Origin of the sequence: Pseudomonas sp. BF-R-19, assembly GCF_019956445.1 — a bacterium.
Taxonomy (GTDB): Bacteria; Pseudomonadota; Gammaproteobacteria; order Pseudomonadales; family Pseudomonadaceae; genus Aquipseudomonas; species Aquipseudomonas fluorescens_BH.
In genome coordinates, this window is record NZ_JAHBDN010000103.1 from 208,674 (window position 1) to 225,272 (window position 16,599).

The 16,599-nt window shown below is 60.4% G+C and carries 16 protein-coding genes; 11 read left to right on the forward strand and 5 right to left on the reverse strand.

Annotated elements, in window-relative coordinates; genetic code table 11:
• Positions 1-3 precede the first annotated feature (3 nt).
• On the reverse strand, positions 4-282 hold the full coding sequence (locus tag KGB28_RS28600; protein ID WP_223448872.1) for a DUF2790 domain-containing protein: 279 nt from the start codon (positions 280-282) through the stop codon (positions 4-6).
• Positions 283-604: 322 nt separating this feature from the next.
• Between KGB28_RS28600 and KGB28_RS28605 the strand changes: the two genes are divergently transcribed.
• From KGB28_RS28605 to KGB28_RS28635, 7 genes are read left to right on the forward strand one after another with little or no spacing between them, the layout of a single operon-like run.
• Positions 605-1,282: a thermostable hemolysin gene (locus KGB28_RS28605; RefSeq protein WP_223448873.1), complete on the forward strand. Its 678-nt coding sequence runs from the start codon at positions 605-607 to the stop codon at positions 1,280-1,282.
• Positions 1,272-2,753, forward strand: a complete 1,482-nt coding sequence (locus KGB28_RS28610; protein ID WP_223448874.1) for an AMP-binding protein — start codon at positions 1,272-1,274, stop codon at positions 2,751-2,753. The genes KGB28_RS28605 and KGB28_RS28610 overlap by 11 nt, the downstream gene beginning before the upstream one ends.
• On the forward strand, positions 2,750-3,424 hold the full coding sequence (locus KGB28_RS28615) for a TenA family transcriptional regulator (protein WP_223448875.1): 675 nt from the start codon (positions 2,750-2,752) through the stop codon (positions 3,422-3,424). The genes KGB28_RS28610 and KGB28_RS28615 overlap by 4 nt, the downstream gene beginning before the upstream one ends.
• A complete protein-coding gene (locus KGB28_RS28620; protein WP_223448876.1) occupies positions 3,411-4,220 on the forward strand; it encodes an SDR family oxidoreductase in 810 nt (269 codons plus the stop codon). Before KGB28_RS28615 ends, KGB28_RS28620 begins: the two co-directional genes overlap by 14 nt.
• Positions 4,217-4,861, forward strand: a complete 645-nt coding sequence (locus tag KGB28_RS28625; RefSeq protein WP_223448877.1) for a tetratricopeptide repeat protein — start codon at positions 4,217-4,219, stop codon at positions 4,859-4,861. The genes KGB28_RS28620 and KGB28_RS28625 overlap by 4 nt, the downstream gene beginning before the upstream one ends.
• Before the next feature lie 11 nt (positions 4,862-4,872).
• Entirely contained in the window at positions 4,873-5,535 is a 663-nt protein-coding gene (locus tag KGB28_RS28630) for a response regulator (protein ID WP_223448878.1), read from the forward strand.
• On the forward strand, positions 5,532-6,899 hold the full coding sequence (locus tag KGB28_RS28635) for a sensor histidine kinase (RefSeq protein ID WP_223448879.1): 1,368 nt from the start codon (positions 5,532-5,534) through the stop codon (positions 6,897-6,899). The genes KGB28_RS28630 and KGB28_RS28635 overlap by 4 nt, the downstream gene beginning before the upstream one ends.
• Before the next feature lie 62 nt (positions 6,900-6,961).
• Here KGB28_RS28635 and KGB28_RS28640 read toward each other — a convergent pair whose 3' ends face one another.
• Complete coding sequence (locus KGB28_RS28640; RefSeq protein ID WP_223448880.1) at positions 6,962-7,879, reverse strand: LysR family transcriptional regulator; 918 nt, start codon at positions 7,877-7,879, stop codon at positions 6,962-6,964.
• A gap of 83 nt (positions 7,880-7,962) precedes the next feature.
• Here KGB28_RS28640 and KGB28_RS28645 point away from each other — a divergent pair, with 83 nt between their 5' ends.
• Entirely contained in the window at positions 7,963-9,753 is a 1,791-nt protein-coding gene (locus KGB28_RS28645) for an acyl-CoA dehydrogenase C-terminal domain-containing protein (protein WP_223448881.1), read from the forward strand.
• A gap of 68 nt (positions 9,754-9,821) precedes the next feature.
• Here the strand turns inward: KGB28_RS28645 and KGB28_RS28650 are convergent, their stop codons facing one another.
• The 3 genes from KGB28_RS28650 to KGB28_RS28660 form a co-directional block, all read right to left on the reverse strand.
• The gene (locus KGB28_RS28650) at positions 9,822-11,087 is read right to left on the reverse strand and encodes an MFS transporter (RefSeq protein WP_056724954.1); all 1,266 of its coding nucleotides are present in this window, start codon (positions 11,085-11,087) and stop codon (positions 9,822-9,824) included.
• A 51-nt stretch (positions 11,088-11,138) separates the two neighbouring features.
• Positions 11,139-12,209: a sugar phosphate isomerase/epimerase family protein gene (locus KGB28_RS28655; RefSeq protein ID WP_223448882.1), complete on the reverse strand. Its 1,071-nt coding sequence runs from the start codon at positions 12,207-12,209 to the stop codon at positions 11,139-11,141.
• 112 nt (positions 12,210-12,321) lie between these two features.
• Complete coding sequence (locus KGB28_RS28660; protein ID WP_223448883.1) at positions 12,322-13,830, reverse strand: PLP-dependent aminotransferase family protein; 1,509 nt, start codon at positions 13,828-13,830, stop codon at positions 12,322-12,324.
• A 270-nt stretch (positions 13,831-14,100) separates the two neighbouring features.
• Between KGB28_RS28660 and KGB28_RS28665 the strand changes: the two genes are divergently transcribed.
• The 3 genes from KGB28_RS28665 to KGB28_RS28675 form a co-directional block, all read left to right on the forward strand.
• Entirely contained in the window at positions 14,101-14,535 is a 435-nt protein-coding gene (locus KGB28_RS28665; RefSeq protein WP_223448892.1) for a GFA family protein, read from the forward strand.
• A gap of 317 nt (positions 14,536-14,852) precedes the next feature.
• Positions 14,853-15,725 (forward strand): DNA/RNA non-specific endonuclease, encoded by an 873-nt coding sequence (locus KGB28_RS28670; RefSeq protein WP_223448884.1) that lies wholly within the window; start codon positions 14,853-14,855, stop codon positions 15,723-15,725.
• Positions 15,726-15,923: 198 nt separating this feature from the next.
• Positions 15,924-16,599, forward strand: a 676-nt coding sequence (locus tag KGB28_RS28675; protein ID WP_317853324.1) for an Orn/Lys/Arg decarboxylase N-terminal domain-containing protein, incomplete at its 3' end; no start/stop codon positions are given.

Here is a 16,599-nt window from a genome sequence, read left to right on the forward strand (position 1 = left end):
GGATCAGGCAATGCTGGTGGGGTCGGCGGCACTTCCACCCCATTCGAGGAAACGGATCTTGTGAACCTCGCCCTGGCTGTCCAGGTAGACCACAGTCACCGGTACCACGCCGGTCTTGTCGGATGTATCGGTGCGCTGCAGCACCTGTTTCACATCGATGTCCATCCCGTAGTGGTAATCGACGGCTGAGACATGCGCGCCGGGTTCTTGCAGGCTGTTCTGGTCGAAGACACTGGGTGCGAGACTGGAAATCACCGCACTTACAATTGTGGCCATGCTCATAAGGCTGTACCTCTTCTGTAGTTCGCTTGACAAGGACCTAATGTGACACGTTGAGGAAGTGAAGTTCACTTTACCGCGACGAACGTGCCCGCCTGAAAAGCCTGTAGTGGCTATAAACTCCCGGTAATTCCCCACGCTTGACGCCTCTCGACCACTCGTCCTTTAAGCGCCGTATTTGTTGGGCAAAGTCCGTTTCTGAAGGAGGTCATGACATGTCATGACGGACTGACACGCAAGGCGACAATCTGTTTTGTCACCTTCAGACTTCGTTAAGAAATGCCTTTGATACTTCTCCCCAATTGATCCGGGGAGATGTTTTTCAATGTCCGATTTCAACTGGAACGTTCAGTTGCCGCTGCACTTTGGCCTGGCCGAAACACAGCAGATGTATCTCGTCAGGGCCTTGCCGGACGCTCCGCAACGGAGCGCCTTCGAAGCCTTTATCCAGCAACGTTTTCGTAAGGCCCACGGTGCCGATATTCGCCATTTCATGCCGGAGCTGTTTGGCATGAGCGATGCGTCCGGCGCGCTTTGTGCGGTGGTCGGGGTACGTCTGGCGAGCGCCGGGCCACTGTTCCTGGAAGGTTACCTGGACGAGGCGATCGATCCGCTGATCAGTGCCGCGGCTGACCACACCGTAGGCCGCTCAGACATCGTCGAGGTAGGCAACCTGGCTGCCGGCGACACCGGCAGCGCACGGATGAGCATTATCGCGATGACTTACCTGCTGGCCATGGGGGGGCTGGAATGGGTTGCCTTCACCGGGAACCTGGGGCTGGTCAATAGCTTTCATCGCCTTGGCTTGAAGCCCGTGACCCTGTGTGCTGCCGACCCGGCGCGTCTGGGCGAGGACCGCCACGCTTGGGGCAGTTACTACGAAAGCAAACCGTGGGTTCATGTTGGCAATATCCGCTCCGGATTCATTCATTTGCGCAACATTGGCCTGTTCAGTCGCCTGGGCTTGCCAACCTCTATTGAAGGGGCCTGCCATGTCGCCTGAAATAGAGCGTTTCAAACAGACCCTGCGTCATCACGTTGAGCAAAAAACCAACGCCATTGCCTTGTGGGGCGATCATCTGAAGCTGGACTACGCCACGCTGTATGCCGAGGTCATTTATCGCCAGCAGCGCCTGCGCGATGAGCGGGTCAGGGTGGTCGCCCTGGCGCTGGACAATGGCGTCGAAGCCATGTTGTGGGACCTGGCCGCGCTGTTCGAGGGTTTGACCTGCGTAGCCTTGCCGCCTTTTTTCAGTCCGGCGCAACGCAAGCACTGCCTGGAGCAAAGCCAGGCCGAACACGTCATTGCGGAGCCGCAACTGCACGACGAGCTGCTAGCGACCGGGTATCAGAAGTGCGGCGAGTTCTGGCATCGCACCTTCAGTGGCCCGAACCGGATGCCTGAAGGCACCGCCAAGTTGACCTTCACCTCGGGTACCACAGGCACACCCAAGGGCGTGTGCTTGAGTGCCGAGAGCATTCTGCGGGTCGCTCGCGAGCTGGACCTGGCCAGCCAGCCCACCGCCCCGCAACACCACCTGGCGCTGCTGCCGCTGGCCATTTTGCTGGAGAACATCGGTTGTTACGCCGCGCTGTATGCCGGCGCTACCTTGAGCCTGCCCAGCCAGAAAACCCTGGGGATTCAAGGCGCCAGCGGTTTGGATGTGCCTCAGCTATTGGGATGCCTGGCCAGCCGGTCGCCCCAGAGCCTGATTCTGGTGCCGCAGTTGTTGCTGATGCTGGTCAGTGCGGCCGAGCAGCAGGCTTTCGACCCACAGCACCTGCGTTTTACCGCCGTGGGCGGTGCCCGGGTCAGCGAAGATCTACTGCATCGCGCTCAACGGGTGCGCATACCCGTCTATGAAGGTTACGGGCTGTCCGAGTGCGCGTCGGTAGTGTGCCTCAATCGCCCGCAAGCACGGCGCCCCGGCAGTGTCGGACGGCCATTGCCCCATGTGGAGATTCGCCTGGCGGACGACGGCGAAGTGCTGATCAAGGGTTCAACCTTGCTGGGCTATCTGGGAGAGGCGCCGCACACCGCCCAGTGGTGGCCCAGCGGCGATCTCGGCGAGTTCGACGCCGAGGGTTTTCTCTACCTCAAGGGACGCAAGAAACATCAGTTCGTCACCAGTTTCGGACGCAACGTAAACCCCGAGTGGGTGGAAGCCGAATTGACCCAGCGCGGGCCTGTCGCCCAGGCCTTTGTCTATGGCGAGGCCATGCCTCACAACCATGCGCTGCTCTGGCCCCACCGCCCGGACTGCACCGACGAACAACTGGCCGCTGCCGTGTCCCAGGCCAACGAGTCTTTGCCCGAGTACGCCCAGGTCCATCACTGGAGCCGGCTCGACCAACCCTTCACTGCCACCAACGGCTTGCTCACCGCCAATGGCCGACCCCGCCGTGACGCCATCGTCGAACGCTACCGAGGGCAATTGAGCGAATCTGCATTCTCCGAGGAATCCGCACCATGAGTTTTTTTGACACGCTGCAACAAGCCACTGAGCAAGAACGCAATGAGCTGTTCAACCTGCCGATCATCCGTGATGCGCTGCAGGGCGACGTCAGCCTGGAAAGTTACCGGGAGTTTCTGGCACAGGCCTATTACCACGTGCGCCATACCGTGCCGTTGATGATGGCCTGCGGTGCGCGCCTGCCATTGCGCCTGGAATGGCTGCGCGAAGCGGTATGTGAATACATCGAGGAGGAATACGGCCACGAACAATGGGTACTCGATGACATTCAAGCCTGCGGCGGTGACAGGGACGCTGTACGGGACGGGCGCCCGTCATTGCCTATCGAGTTGATGGTCAGCTTCCTCTACGACCTGATTGCCAGGGACAATCCGGTGGGGCTGTTCGGCATGGTCAACGTACTCGAAGGCACGAGCATCGCCTTGGCCACCCACGCCGCCGGCAGTATTCGCCAGCGCCTGGACTTGCCGGAAAGCGCCTTCAGCTACCTCAGTTCCCACGGCTCACTGGATATCGAACATATGCAGACCTACCGTCGATTGATGAACAGCCTTGAAGACCCGGGCGACCAGGCCGCCGTCATTCATGCCTCCAAAGTGGTGTACCGGCTCTACGCCGATATGTTTCGTGGCTTGCCGCGTAACGGGGAGAACCTGCATGCGCCTGTCTGAAGCTCGCGTCGTGTTGACCGGTGCCAGCGGCGGCATCGGCCTGGCCATCGCCACCGCACTGTGTGCCAGTGGTGCCCAGGTGCTGGCCGTGGCTCGGCATCGGGAACCCTTGGTGCCGCTGCTGGAGCTTTATCCCCGCAACCTGTGTTGGGTCCGTGCAGACCTGACGTTGCTCTCCGACCGCCGCGAGGTGCTGGCGCGGGCCCAGGGCATCGGCGGCATCAACCTGCTGATCAATGCCGCCGGGGTCAACCATTTCGCCATGCTCGAACAACTGGACGACAGCGAGATCAATTCGATGCTCGCGGTGAACATCAGTGCGCCGATGTGCCTGACAAAACTGATGTTGCCTCTGCTCAAGCAAGCCGACAGTGCCATGGTGGTGAACGTCGGTTCGACCTATGGCTCCATTGGCTACCCCGGCTACGCCAGTTACTGCGCCACCAAGTTCGCCCTGCGCGGGTTCTCTGAAGCCTTGCGCCGGGAGCTGGCGGACACCCGGGTCAGCGTGCTTTACGTCGCCCCGCGAGCGACCCGTACCGGCATGAACAGCCCGGCAGCCCAGGCGCTGAACGATGCGCTCAAGACCAATGTCGACGATCCGCAAACCGTGGCGGCTGCGGTAATTCACGCCATTGCCGGTGAACGTCGCGACTTGTACCTGGGCTGGCCTGAACGTTTTTTTGTACGCCTGAACAGCCTCCTGCCCCATCTGGTGGACCGTGGTTTACGCAAACAATTGCCACTGATCCGCCGCCTGAGCCAGAAACCCGACCAGGAGAATCTCGAACCATGAACAAGATCATCGCTTGCCTGCTGCTTGGCGCATTGAGCCAGAGTGTCTGGGCGCTGGATGCCGTCGACCAGCAGCGCCTCAACGGTATCCAGCAAAGCTGGGCGCACATTCAGTACGAGTTGCCCGAGGGACAACGAACCGCGGCTTTTGAAAAACTGGCCGCTCAGGCTTCGAGCTTCAAGCAGGAACGCCAAACGGTGGCTGAGGCCTGGATCTGGTCTGGCATTGTCACCAGTAGCTGGGCAGGCGCCCAGGGAGGGCTGGGTGCGCTGAGCAAGGTCAAGGATGCCAAAACCGACCTGGAAAAAGCCCTTACGCTGGACCCCAAGGCCCTGCAAGGTTCAGCCTATACCAGCCTGGGGGCACTCTATGACCGCGTACCGGGTTGGCCCATCGGTTTCGGCGATTCGGACAAGGCCGAGCAGTTGCTCAAGCTGGCATTGCAAATGAACCCCAACGGCATTGATAGCCTGTACTTCTGGGGCGATCACCTCTACCGTCAGAAGCGTTATGTCGAAGCCAGGGCAGCGCTGCAAAAAGCCTTGCTGGCTGCGCCTCGACCTGGCCGCGAGAGCGCTGATGCCGGGCGCCGCAAGGAGATCGAGACGCTGTTGGTGGACGTGAACAAGAAACTCGGCTGACAGGAGACCCTGTGCGTTTATTACTCATAGAGGATGACGTGGCACTCGGCGAGGGCATTCATCAGGCCCTCGGCCGTGAAGGTTATACCGTCGACTGGTTGCAGGACGGCACCAGCGCCTTGCACTCGCTGCTCAGTGAAATCTTCGATCTGGCGGTGCTCGACCTTGGCCTGCCACGCATGGACGGTATCGAAGTGCTGAGGCGTTTGCGCGACAGTGGTTCCAACCTGCCGGTGTTGATCCTGACCGCGCGCGATGCCACCGAAGACCGCATCGCCGGCCTGGATGCCGGCGCCGATGACTACCTGATCAAGCCTTTCGACCTGGCAGAATTGAAGGCGCGCATACGTGCGTTGCTTCGGCGCAGCGCCGGGCGTGGACAATCGCTGATCGAGCACGCCGGTATCAGCCTGAACCCCGGCACCCAGCAAGTCAGTTACAAAGGCGAGCCGGTGGCCCTGACACCCAAGGAATACCAGTTGCTCCATGAACTGCTTTCGCCACCGGGACGGGTAATGACTCGCGATCATCTGATGCAGTTGCTGTACGGCTGGAACGAGGAGGCCGAAAGCAACACCCTGGAAGTGCACATCCATCACCTGCGCAAGAAATTCTCCACCGATCTGATCCGCACCGTCCGTGGTATCGGTTACCTGGTGGAGGAGCGTCGATGAGCTCGATCCGGCGTCGTACCCTGGTCCTGATCATCGGCCTGATGCTCGCCGGACTGGCCGTGATCAGTGTGTTCAATCTGCACGACAGCAACCACGAAATCGCCGAAGTCTATGATGCCCATCTGGCCCAGAACGCTCGCCTGCTGCAAGGCGTCATGCGAATGCCCATGGTGAGCAAGGACCATGCGGATCTGTACAAGGCTTTCAACCAGGCCCTGAACGAGGCGACACCCGGGGCCGAAGGGCATCCGTATGAAACGAAGATTGCGTTTCAGGTCTGGAACGCCAGGAACGAAGTGCTGGTACATACGGCCAGTTCTCCGTCCTTCAGCACACCTGCGGTCAAACCGGGTTTCAGCGATGTAGTCGACCTGAACAACCGGCATTGGCGCGCCTTCCTGCTTGAAGACAAGCAGAACAACCTGCGCATCTGGGTGGGTGAGCGGGACGACGTGCGAATGGACCTGGTGGACCGGATCGTACGCCACACGCTGTGGCCCAATATCCTGGGGAGTCTGTTGCTGGCCGCCATGATCTGGCTGGCCATCGGCTGGGGCTTGAAACCGCTGGTCAATATGGCCGCAACGCTGCGGGCCCGCAAGCCCGGCTCACTCGAACCCTTGCAATTGACGCCGCTACCCACTGAGCTTGAGCCCATGCAGGCCGCCCTCAATCGCATGCTCGCGCAAATTCAGGAAGTCATGGGGCGCGAGCGACGCTTTATCGCCGACGCCGCCCACGAAATGCGAACACCACTGGCCGTGCTCAGGATCCACGCGCAAAACCTGATGGAGGCGGGGAGTGAAGAGGATCGTCGCGCATCGCTCGAATTCCTGATTGCCGGCGTGGACCGTACCAGCCGACTGGTCAATCAATTGCTGACGATGGCTCGTATTGAACCTGGAGCAGGGACTGAACCGCCTGCACCAATTGATCTGGCGAGCACCGTTCGCGGCAGCCTGGTTCAGTTGACGCCCTGGTTGCTGAGCAAGGGGCTTGAACTGGTTTTTGATGTCAGCGACGACATCAGCGTTGCGAGAGTCGACCCAACCTCGATTGATATTGCCTTGAACAACCTGGTGACCAATGCGGCGAATTTCTCCCCCCGGCACGGAGTCATCACTGTAAGGCTGGTCGAAAAGGAAAATGGCTACGAACTGTCTGTCGAGGATGAGGGGCCGGGCATCAATGAGCAGGATCGCGATCGGCTTTTCGAGCGTTTCTACAGCCGCGGAAATGACCAGGGTGCAGGGTTGGGGCTGACCATCGTCAAGGCCATTGCCGATCGCTTTGGTGGGCGGATCATACTGGAGAACCGAAACCCTGGAGGGCTACGCGCTACCTTGGAAATTCGTCGTTTTTGACGTAGTTCCCGGTGTTGTCTGGCGCAACCGAAAAATCACTTCGGCAAACCCCTGGCGTCCGTTCAAGCCGGCCGCACCGCCAGGATTTGCTCGATCAGCCACGCCAGCGCCGGCTCATGTTGGCGTTGCGCCAGATACACCAGTTCGAGGTGGAACGAGCCGACGTCGAAGGGCAGTTCGAACACCTGCAGCGGTAACAGCTGCGCGCATTGATTGGCCAACTGGGTCGGCAGGACGACGCTCAAGTCTGAATGGGCGACCAGGTGGGCCGCCTGCAGGTAGTTGGGCGTGGTGTAGACGATTTTCCGCGACAGGCCTTGCTTGCCCAGCCATTGGTCGACCATGCCGCGCGACTGGCCGCCACTCACCCAGAGATGGCGCAGCCCCAGAAAGTCATCCAGCGTGAGTGGGTCGTGTGCCAGCGGATGCTGCTTGCGCACCGCCAGGCGCAGGGTTTCGCTGTGCCACGCCCGGCGGGTGAAACGCGCCGGCACTTCTTCGAAGCGTCCCAGGACCATGTCCAGTTCGCCCCGGTCCAGCAACTCGGCAGGAAGGCTGGGGGCGAGGTGAGCAACGTCGATGCGCAGGTTTGGCGCCAGTTCTCCCAGGCGCGCGAGCAAGGGCGGCATGCACAGCTGTTCGACAAAGTCGGTCAGGGCGATGCGCACCTGCTGCTGGCTCAGGCGGGGGTCGAAGGTTTCCCCGGCATCGAGTGTCTGTTCGATCTGTTGCAAGGCCGCGCGAATCGGTCCCTCCAGCGCCAGCGCCCGGGAGGTGGGTTGCATGTGACGGCCAACGCGCACCAGCAAGGGGTCGTCGAACAGTGAACGCAGGCGGGCCAGGGCATTGCTGACGGTGGGCTGGCTGAGGGCCAGGCGCTCGGCCGCCCGCGACACGTTCTGTTCGCGCAGCAGCATATCGAGCACCCGGAGCAAATTCAGATCGAAGCTTTTTAAATTCAAATTACAAATACCAGGCATATGAAAATGAAATTTCAAAAATAGTAGGCGCCTGCTTAGGGTGACGGCAATCTTTTCCACTCTGCCAACCCATGAGGCCCGCCATGAAGTATCAAGCTCCCCTGCGCGACATGCGTTTTGTGCTGCACGAACTGTTCGATGTCAGCGGCCATTGTGAGCGGTTGGACAAGGGGCTGGACCGGGAAACCATCGACGGCGTCCTCGAAGAAGCCGCCCGCTTCGCCGGCGAAGTGGTCGCGCCGCTGAACCGCAACAGTGACGAGCAGGGTTGTCAGCTGATCGACGGCCACGTCACTACGCCCCAGGGGTTTCGCGACGCCTACCGGCAGTACGTCGATAACGGCTGGGCGAGCATGACCGGGCCGCTGGAGTTCGCCGGCCAGGGTTTCCCGCAGCTGATTTCGGCCAGTTTCCACGAAATGCTGATGGCTGCCTCATTGTCCTTTCGCATTTATTCCGGCCTCACCGAAGGCGCGGTGCTGGCTCTGCATCGGCATGGCAGCGAGGCGCTCAAACAGGCTTATCTGGAAAAAATGGTCAGTGGTGAATGGTCCGGCACCATGTGCCTCACCGAGCCCCAGGCCGGTACCGACCTTGCCCTGCTGCGCACCCGTGCCCAGCCTCAAGCCGACGGCAGTTATCAGGTCAGCGGCAGCAAGATCTTCATCAGCGGCGGCGAGCATGACCTGACCGCCAACATCATTCACCTGGTCCTTGCCCGTTTGCCGGATGCGCCGGCCGGGGTGAAGGGCATCAGCCTGTTCCTGGTGCCCAAGTTCATTGCCGCGGCCGATGGAACACCGGGGCCGCGCAATTCGCTGAGCTGTGGCGCACTGGAACACAAGATGGGCATCAAGGGCGCTTCCACCTGCGTGATGAACTTCGACGACGCACAAGGCTGGTTGCTCGGTGAACCGAATCAGGGGCTGGCGTGCATGTTCACCATGATGAACGATGCACGCTTCCAGGTCGGACTGCAGGGACTGGGCATCGCCGAGGCTGCCTTCCAGGGTGGTCTCGCTTATGCCCGTGAGCGCCTGCAATCGCGGGCCATCAGCGGCCCGGTGGCGCCGGACAAGAGTGCCGATCCGATCATCGTGCACCCCGATGTCCGGCGCATGCTGCTGACGCAAAAAACCTTGAGCGAAGGCTGCCGCCTGCTCGCGGCCTACACCGCCCTGCAACTGGACCTCGAACACGGCGACCCGCAACCCGAGGCTCGCCAGAGGGCGAGTCGTCGGGCGGCGCTGCTGATTCCGATCGTCAAGGCCTTCTTCACCGACGTCGGCCAGGAAGTCGCCAGCCTGGGCGTTCAGTTGTACGGCGGCCACGGTTACATCCGCGAGTGGGGCATGGAGCAGTTGATGCGTGACAGCCGCATCACCCAGCTATACGAGGGGACCAACGGCATCCAGGCGCTGGATCTGCTTCGGCGCAAGGTGCTGGGCGATGGCGCCACGGAATTGGGCGCCTTGATCGATGAACTGGCCGTGCATGTCGACGCGGCCGGCTCGCAAGCAGCGCTGAGGGAAATGGCCGAGGCCATGCAGCAGCGTCTCGCCGAGTGGCGTGAACTGGGTGCCGAGGTGGTCGAAGCGTGTCGGCGCGATGTGCAGGAGGTCGGCGCCATGTCGGTGGACTTCCTGGCGTACAGCGCTTACGTGCTGGTGGGCGGGCTGTGGTTGCAGGCGGCTGTGCGTGCCCAAACCGCGCTGGATGCGGGTACTGACGAACCTGGGTTCTATCGGGCCAAGCTGCAAGCAGCGGATTTTTACTGGCGTCGGGTGCTGCCTCGTGCCAGTGGCCATCGCGAAAGCCTGCGGGGCGGTGCCCATTGCCTGATGGCCATGGACGAGGCCGATTTCGCATTTTGATGGCGGTGCCAATGCGGCGGTAACCGAGAGGACTCGGTTACCGCCGCACCGCATACACCCGCCTATGTTCAGGCTTGCGCTGCGCTGACCTTGCCAGTGATCGTGGCGTTTTTGCGGACCGCTTGATACAGCAGGCTGGACACCATGAACCCGACAATGGCCAATACGCTCATCAACGAGAACACGTAGTTGTAGCCCTGTTGACCCGGGAAGTGGTCAAGGATTGCGCCATAGATGACGTAGGCGAACATGCCCGGCGCATAGCCGATCAGGCAACCGATCCCAAAGGCTGAACCGGTGATGTGTTGGGGAATGCCGACTTCACCCATGGGTGCCCAGAACACGCCGCGCATGGAAAACACAATCAGCGCGAAGGAGAGGGTGGCCGCCATGCCTGCGTAGATGTAATCCGGGCTTTTCGGGATGAGCATGATGACGCCCATCAGCGGCAACAACGCCAGGAATGCCCACTTCAGATAGCGGCTGGAACTCTTGAACTGCTTGTCGGCAATGAAGCCGCCAGCAGGGCCGCCCAGGATCTTGAGGAAGTACTGGTTGATGATGCCGTAGGCGCCTACCAGGGCCACCGGCAGTTCGTACATTTCCTTGAGGTAGGGAATGAAATAGGTCAGGCCGCAGTACACGATGTAGACCATGAACACGTTGAGGCTGACCAGCCAGATGCCCGGCACCTTGATGGCCTCGAGCAGGTTCGACAAGCCGTTCTTCGGCTTGACGGTCGACTGGGTTTTGCCGCTCTTGAGCAGCAGCCAGGTCAGGGTACCGGCAAGAATGTCGATGACCGAGTAGAACAGGATCGCCGATTTCAGGCCGTTTTCACCGGAGCCCATGGCGACGAAGACGCCCAGCGCAGAGAAGGCAACCAGGGTATCGATGACGCCGCGTCCGCCTTCGAGCAGGCCGAACAGGCGCCCCTGTTCCTTATCGTCGCCCAGGTTGCGGATGGCTTTGAGCAGCGAAGGCCAAAAGAGGCAGTCGGCACACACGGCCAGCAGGCAGAACACCACCAGCAGATTGCTGAAGGGCGGAAAGGTCGCAAGGTAAAGCCCGAGGCCGCCGGTACCGATCAGGCCGAGGGGGATCAGTTTGCGCGTGTCGTACCGATCGGCGAGCATGCCGCCCACCACGAACAGCGCGGTGGCGATGATGGCGTTGGCGCTCAGCAGCACGCCGATTTCAGTGTGGGACAGCCCCATGAATTCTTGCATGGGGATATAAAAGGCGTCTTTGAGATTCGCCAGCTTGTAGATGGTGCCGCCACCGAGGATGAGAATCAGGAATCTGAGCCATTTGGCCTTGTCTTGGGATGTCATTATTGTTCTCCAGGCGTAATTGGGTAGGCAGTGCCGGTGGGCACGTCCGGTTCAGGCGTCAGGACAATGGGCCAGGGTCAACTCGGCCAGGGTGCGGAACTCGGCCAGCAGACCGCGTACGTAGGCGACCTGGTTGTTTGCCCAACGGTGCTCATCGGCCAGCATTCGCTCCAGCGAGAAGCCTTCCGGCAGCGCTGTTTCACTCATTTCCCGGTACGCAATGAACGGGTCGGCGGTTTCGTCGAGCTGGCGGAACGCCGGGGCGACGTAGTGGTTTTCCTGCTCGAGAATGAAAGCGATCACTTGCGGGGTTGATTCGCCGAGCATCAGCAGTTCGAACAACATGCGTGCGCTGGGCAGGTCGTCTTCGGCACAGCCTTGCAGCACGCCGTAATGCCCGAAGCCGTTTTGCTCAGGCACGATGCGCACACCCTTGAGGTGGGTCTGGCGTATGTGCGGGGCCAGGGCGCGCAGTGCCGCCAGGGGCTGTTCGCAGGCGTTGATCATGTTGCCGAAGTCGAACAGGGCGTGCAGGCGAGGGTGGTTCAGCCGGCTCAGCAGTTGCGCGATCTCGCCGCTCTTGAGCTCTTCATGCTGCTCGAAGTCGAAGAACAGGTCGTGCTCGTCTGCCTGCTGCGCGAGGTAGTGCAGGTCTGACTCGATTATGTCCATGACCCGGGACAGCGCCCCTTCGTAGCGTGAGTAGACACGGATGTTGCGGGTGCCCAGCGCCTTGGCAATGGCGATCACTTGATCGACATCCTTTTTCAGGGTGCTGCTGATTTCCAGATGCACGTCCAACCCGAGTGCATCGGCCTTGGCAGCGAACGCCTGAAGCTGCGCGGCTGTCATTTGACTCAGGCTGTTTTCCTCACCGTCGAGCAGGTGCAGGCTCAGGCCCTGCAGTTCGTGGCGATAGGCGAAGTCCAACAGGTCGCCAGGTGTGACGCGGCCGTGGGTCAGGTTGGTCAGCAAGGGGTAGGCATGGGCAAACAGGCGCAGTTGCGCCAGTCGGTCGAGCAACTGGCGGGCCAGTGCCTCGTTCAGTAGGGGGGGAGCCTCGGCCTCGACAGCCTTATGGCTGAGCAAGGCGTTGAATCGTTCCTGGATCTTATTGTTCATTCGAGTCGTTCCTGGTTCAGACACCGGGTCTACCGGCGCAGCCTTTATCGCGCCAGTCAGGAACTCTCGATAGATCCATTATCAGTTAATTCATAAGACCACTTGCCTTGCGTCAAGTGGCCGGTTGCAGGTAGCCCATTTTGTCCAGGGCCTGGGCCAGCGCTTCGACGCGCGCTTCGGCCTGGTCCTCGGGGGTGCTGGCAAAGCCGATCAGCAGCGCCGGCGGCAAGACGTGTTCGACGCTGTAGTCGCTCAGGGGATAGGTATGAATGCCATGCTGGCCGAGTTCCCTGGCCAGGGCGTCGTCATCGAGATGCGCGGGTAACCAGGCGATCAGGTGCATGCCGGCTTCCACCGGCGTGATCCTGAAGAAAGTCCCCAGGCGTTTCTGCAGGTGTTCCACCAGTGCCTGCTGGCGAGCCTGGTACAGGGCGCGCATTCGACGAATATGGCCGAGAAAGTGGCCTTCGCGCATGAAGTCCGCCGTGACGGCCTGGAGCAGTGTGGGCGGGCTGCGATCCATGACCGCCCGCAGGGTGCAGAAGGGTTCGATCAAGGCGTTCGGCAGTATCACGTAACCCAGTCGTAGCGAGGGGAACAGCACCTTGCTGAAGGTTCCGGCGTAGATGACCCGGGCCCATTGGTCCATGGCATAGACTGCCGGCAGGGGGCGGCCGTTGTAGCGAAACTCGCTGTCGCAGTCATCCTCGATGATCCAGCTTTGATTCTGGGCGGCCCAATCGATGAGTTCCTGGCGTCGCGCATAACTCATGGTGACGCCCAAGGGATGCTGACGAGAAGGTGTGGTAAACACCAGGCGGGCGTCGGGACAAAGGGCCAGGCCTTGCCGGACATCGATCCCCTGTTCGTCGATACGCAACGGCACGACCCGGCCACCTTGGGCCTGGAGCGCAATGCGCGCCGCGATATGCCCCGGATCTTCCATCCAGAAGCTGTCCTGCGGATTGAGCAACAGCATTCCCAGCAGGTTGAAGGCTTGCTGGGCCCCGGACACGATGACCACCTGATCGGCACTGCAATCAATGCCACGGGCATCGAAGACGTACTCGGCAATCGCCTCGCGCAGGGCCAGCAATCCCTGTAGTTCGCCATAGCCGAGCATGGCCTTGGTCGGCTTGTGCAGGTGGCGGTTCAACAGGCGCTTCCAGACCGATTGCGGGAACGCATCGTAGGCGCTGTGGCTGGGCAGGAACGAGGTCGGGCTGCCGGTCGCCCAGTCGGCATAGGAAACACCGCGGAAATGATCGCTGCGCAACGACAGCATGGACTGGCTCAGGTCGGACAGGCGAGGGGGCTGGCGCTTGTGCTCATCGTCTTCAATACCGCGGCTTTCCCACTCATGGCCGACATAGGTCCCGGCCCCGGTCCGCGACGTCAGAAAACCTTCGGCAATCAGTTGATCGAACGCATTGAGAATGCTGATTCGCGACAGCTGCAGTTCCTTGCTCAGGGTCCGGGTGGACGGCAGGCGTACGCCTCCCTGAATCCTGCCACTGAGAATCTGTTTGCGAATCTGCAAGTAGAGTTGGCGGTACAAGGGGATGGAACTGGCACGGTCCAGCTCGATACCTGACAACAGCAAACCTGCGGAGGATTTCATTTTTGGTTCGTCTGGATGAAGTGTGGTTTGGCCTGAATTGCCGTCAGGCACCCGGGGGCGAAAGGGTATCGAGGGGTGCTGGATAAGTCATCCACCACCGGCATTGATAGCCCTGCGATCGCCCCGCCAGCCGCGTCACAACAATATGACTGCTGAGCCCAGCATTATCCATGGCAATGAAAGGCCAGTACCATGACAGCCATCGCTTTTCCGATACCTGCACTCGAACCGGTACATAAACCGGTGAATCGTTCTTCAATGGAGAGACACATGACATCAGGACAATGTCTTTGCGGAGCTGTACGTTTTTCCCTGGAGGTTGAACCACGATTCTTTTATCGCTGCCATTGCACCCTATGCCGCAAGCAAACCGGGGTTGGTCATAATCTCGCCACGCTGGTCAAGGCTTGCGATTTTCGATGGGAAGAAGGGCAGGGCGCGATCACGAGTTGGCGCAAACCCAGTGGATACAGAAATGACTTTTGCTCACGATGTGGCTCGACCGTGCCTAATCCTCTTCGCGAGACGCCTTACTTCTGGATTCCGCTTGGGCTTCTCGATGTCGAGCTGAGCATGGAGTGTGTTGGAGATTTCTGCACCGATGACGCTATGCCATGGGATGAACAACGCTCGGAAAAAAGTCATCGCGCAGCCCCGGAGTCACTTGGGTTTATTTTGCATGAACTCCAGGTCAACAACGATTGATTCAGGAGCTTGGTCGGAGTTGAGACGAATTGGCAGTCTGGCCCAAACCGAACTGCGCGACCAAACGCTACCGACCGCTTCCTCGACGAGCACTGATCAATAGAATCTGTACGCTGCCCAGCACTAACGGGGCTTGTCATGGTCCATACACCCCGCACGACCCTCAGCGGTCGAACCGACCGGCCCCTCATCGGTAACTTGATCAAGGACAGCGAAAGCATGATCGCCGCCACATAATTAGCAACGCCCTCCACCCGATTCCGTGAATCGGGCCTCGCCGTACGTTTATCCCTCAATTCCTTTCGAAGATTTAACCCATGTACCTACGCAAAATTGCAGTTGGGCTGTCGGCCCTTGTTTTGCTCTCGACCGGGGCGCAAGCCCGCAGTCTGCTGGACATCCTCAAGCCACCCACCGCGCAACACGAACAAGCGTCCCGCTCGGGCTCGATCAGCCAGAACGCGGCCCTGGACCTCTATTCAAGCAAACAGAAACAGGCTTCGTTTGACGGCTGCGCCGATCTGTTCCCGGCAGCGAAACCGATCAACACGGCCACAGTGCCCGCATCGATGAAACCTCTGGCGCTGTGTTCCGACAACTTCGCGGTGCTGTACTCGCAAACCAGCAAGACCCCGCTGGTGGTGGTCGAACGCCTGAATGCGGCCCTGTTGCAGGATGCCAAAGGGGAAGAGCGCACCAACCAGTTCTACCCGGACCCACGCATTCCCAAGAGTGGGCGCGCCGAGTTGAGCGACTACCGCAGCCAGCACCCGGCCGTGGACCGTGGTCATCAATCCCCGGCAGCCGATGCACCGAACCCCAAGGCAATGGCCCAATCCTTTGCATTGTCGAACATGGTGCCGCAGGACCCGACCAATAACCGGAAGATCTGGAGCAAGGTCGAGTCTGATGTCCGCAAGTTTGCCAAGCGCGCCGATGGCAACGTGTTTGTCTTTACCGGCCCGCTCTTTGACCCAGGCCACTCGACCATCGGCGACAACCAGGTCTGGGTGCCGACGCGCCTGTTCAAGCTGGTGTACGACGCATCGTCCAAACGTGCCTGGGCCTACGTGCTGCCTAACGCAGAAACCCGAATCGAGAAGCCGATGGACTATGAGTCGTTCGTGAAGAGCACCGGGCTCAAGCTGCTTGGGAACCTGCCCGTTACAGGTTCCGCAGGGCGCACCTGATGGCTGGATAAGCAGCACCCCAAAGGTTGGCGGCAACCGATGGGGTGTTTCATTCACCGATAAAATTTCGGCAAGGGGTAACAAATTGTAAAAATGGACTATACCCAATAGGGCAATCGCTCCGGACCCGGGACATGATGCCTCTGAAGAAGTTCGTCCCAGGAACTTCAACGTCAAGCAGACCGAGAGATTCTGGATATGAACGCTTTGAAAATCGCTGCCAGCGATGCGGTCCGGGATTGTTTTCGTAATACCCGTGAAATCGTCCGGTTCGACCAGACGGACTTTACCGATGTCGCCGTCGCCGTGCTCTGCGTTGACGACTTGGCCGCCGGGGTGCTGGATGCCATCAAGCGCACCGGCTTCGACATCCCGATCTTCCTGGTGGCCTCTCAGGGTCGCAGCAATCGCTCCCTGGCAATCTACAAGCAACTGCAGGATGTCATCTTGCAGGTCAATGGTGTCTTCGACTTATCCAGCAATAATGCCGAATACCACGGCAACCAACTGGAGACCGCCGCCAAGGCCTACGAAGCAAGCCTGCTGCCGCCGTTCTTCGATTCGCTCAAGCACTACACCGAGGCGGCCAACGCGACCTTTGCCTGCCCCGGCCACCAGGGCGGCCAGTTCTTTCGCAAGCATCCGGCGGGCCGGCAGTTTTTCGACTTCTTCGGCGAGACGCTGTTTCGCGCCGACATGTGCAACGCCGACGTCAAGCTCGGTGACCTGCTGATCCACGAAGGCCCGGCGCTGCTGGCGCAGAAGCACGCCGCGCAGGTGTTCAACGCGGACAAGACCTACTTCGTGCTCAACGGCACCTCGGCGTCGAACAAGGTGGTGACCAACGCCTTGTTGACCCCCGGCGACCTGGTGC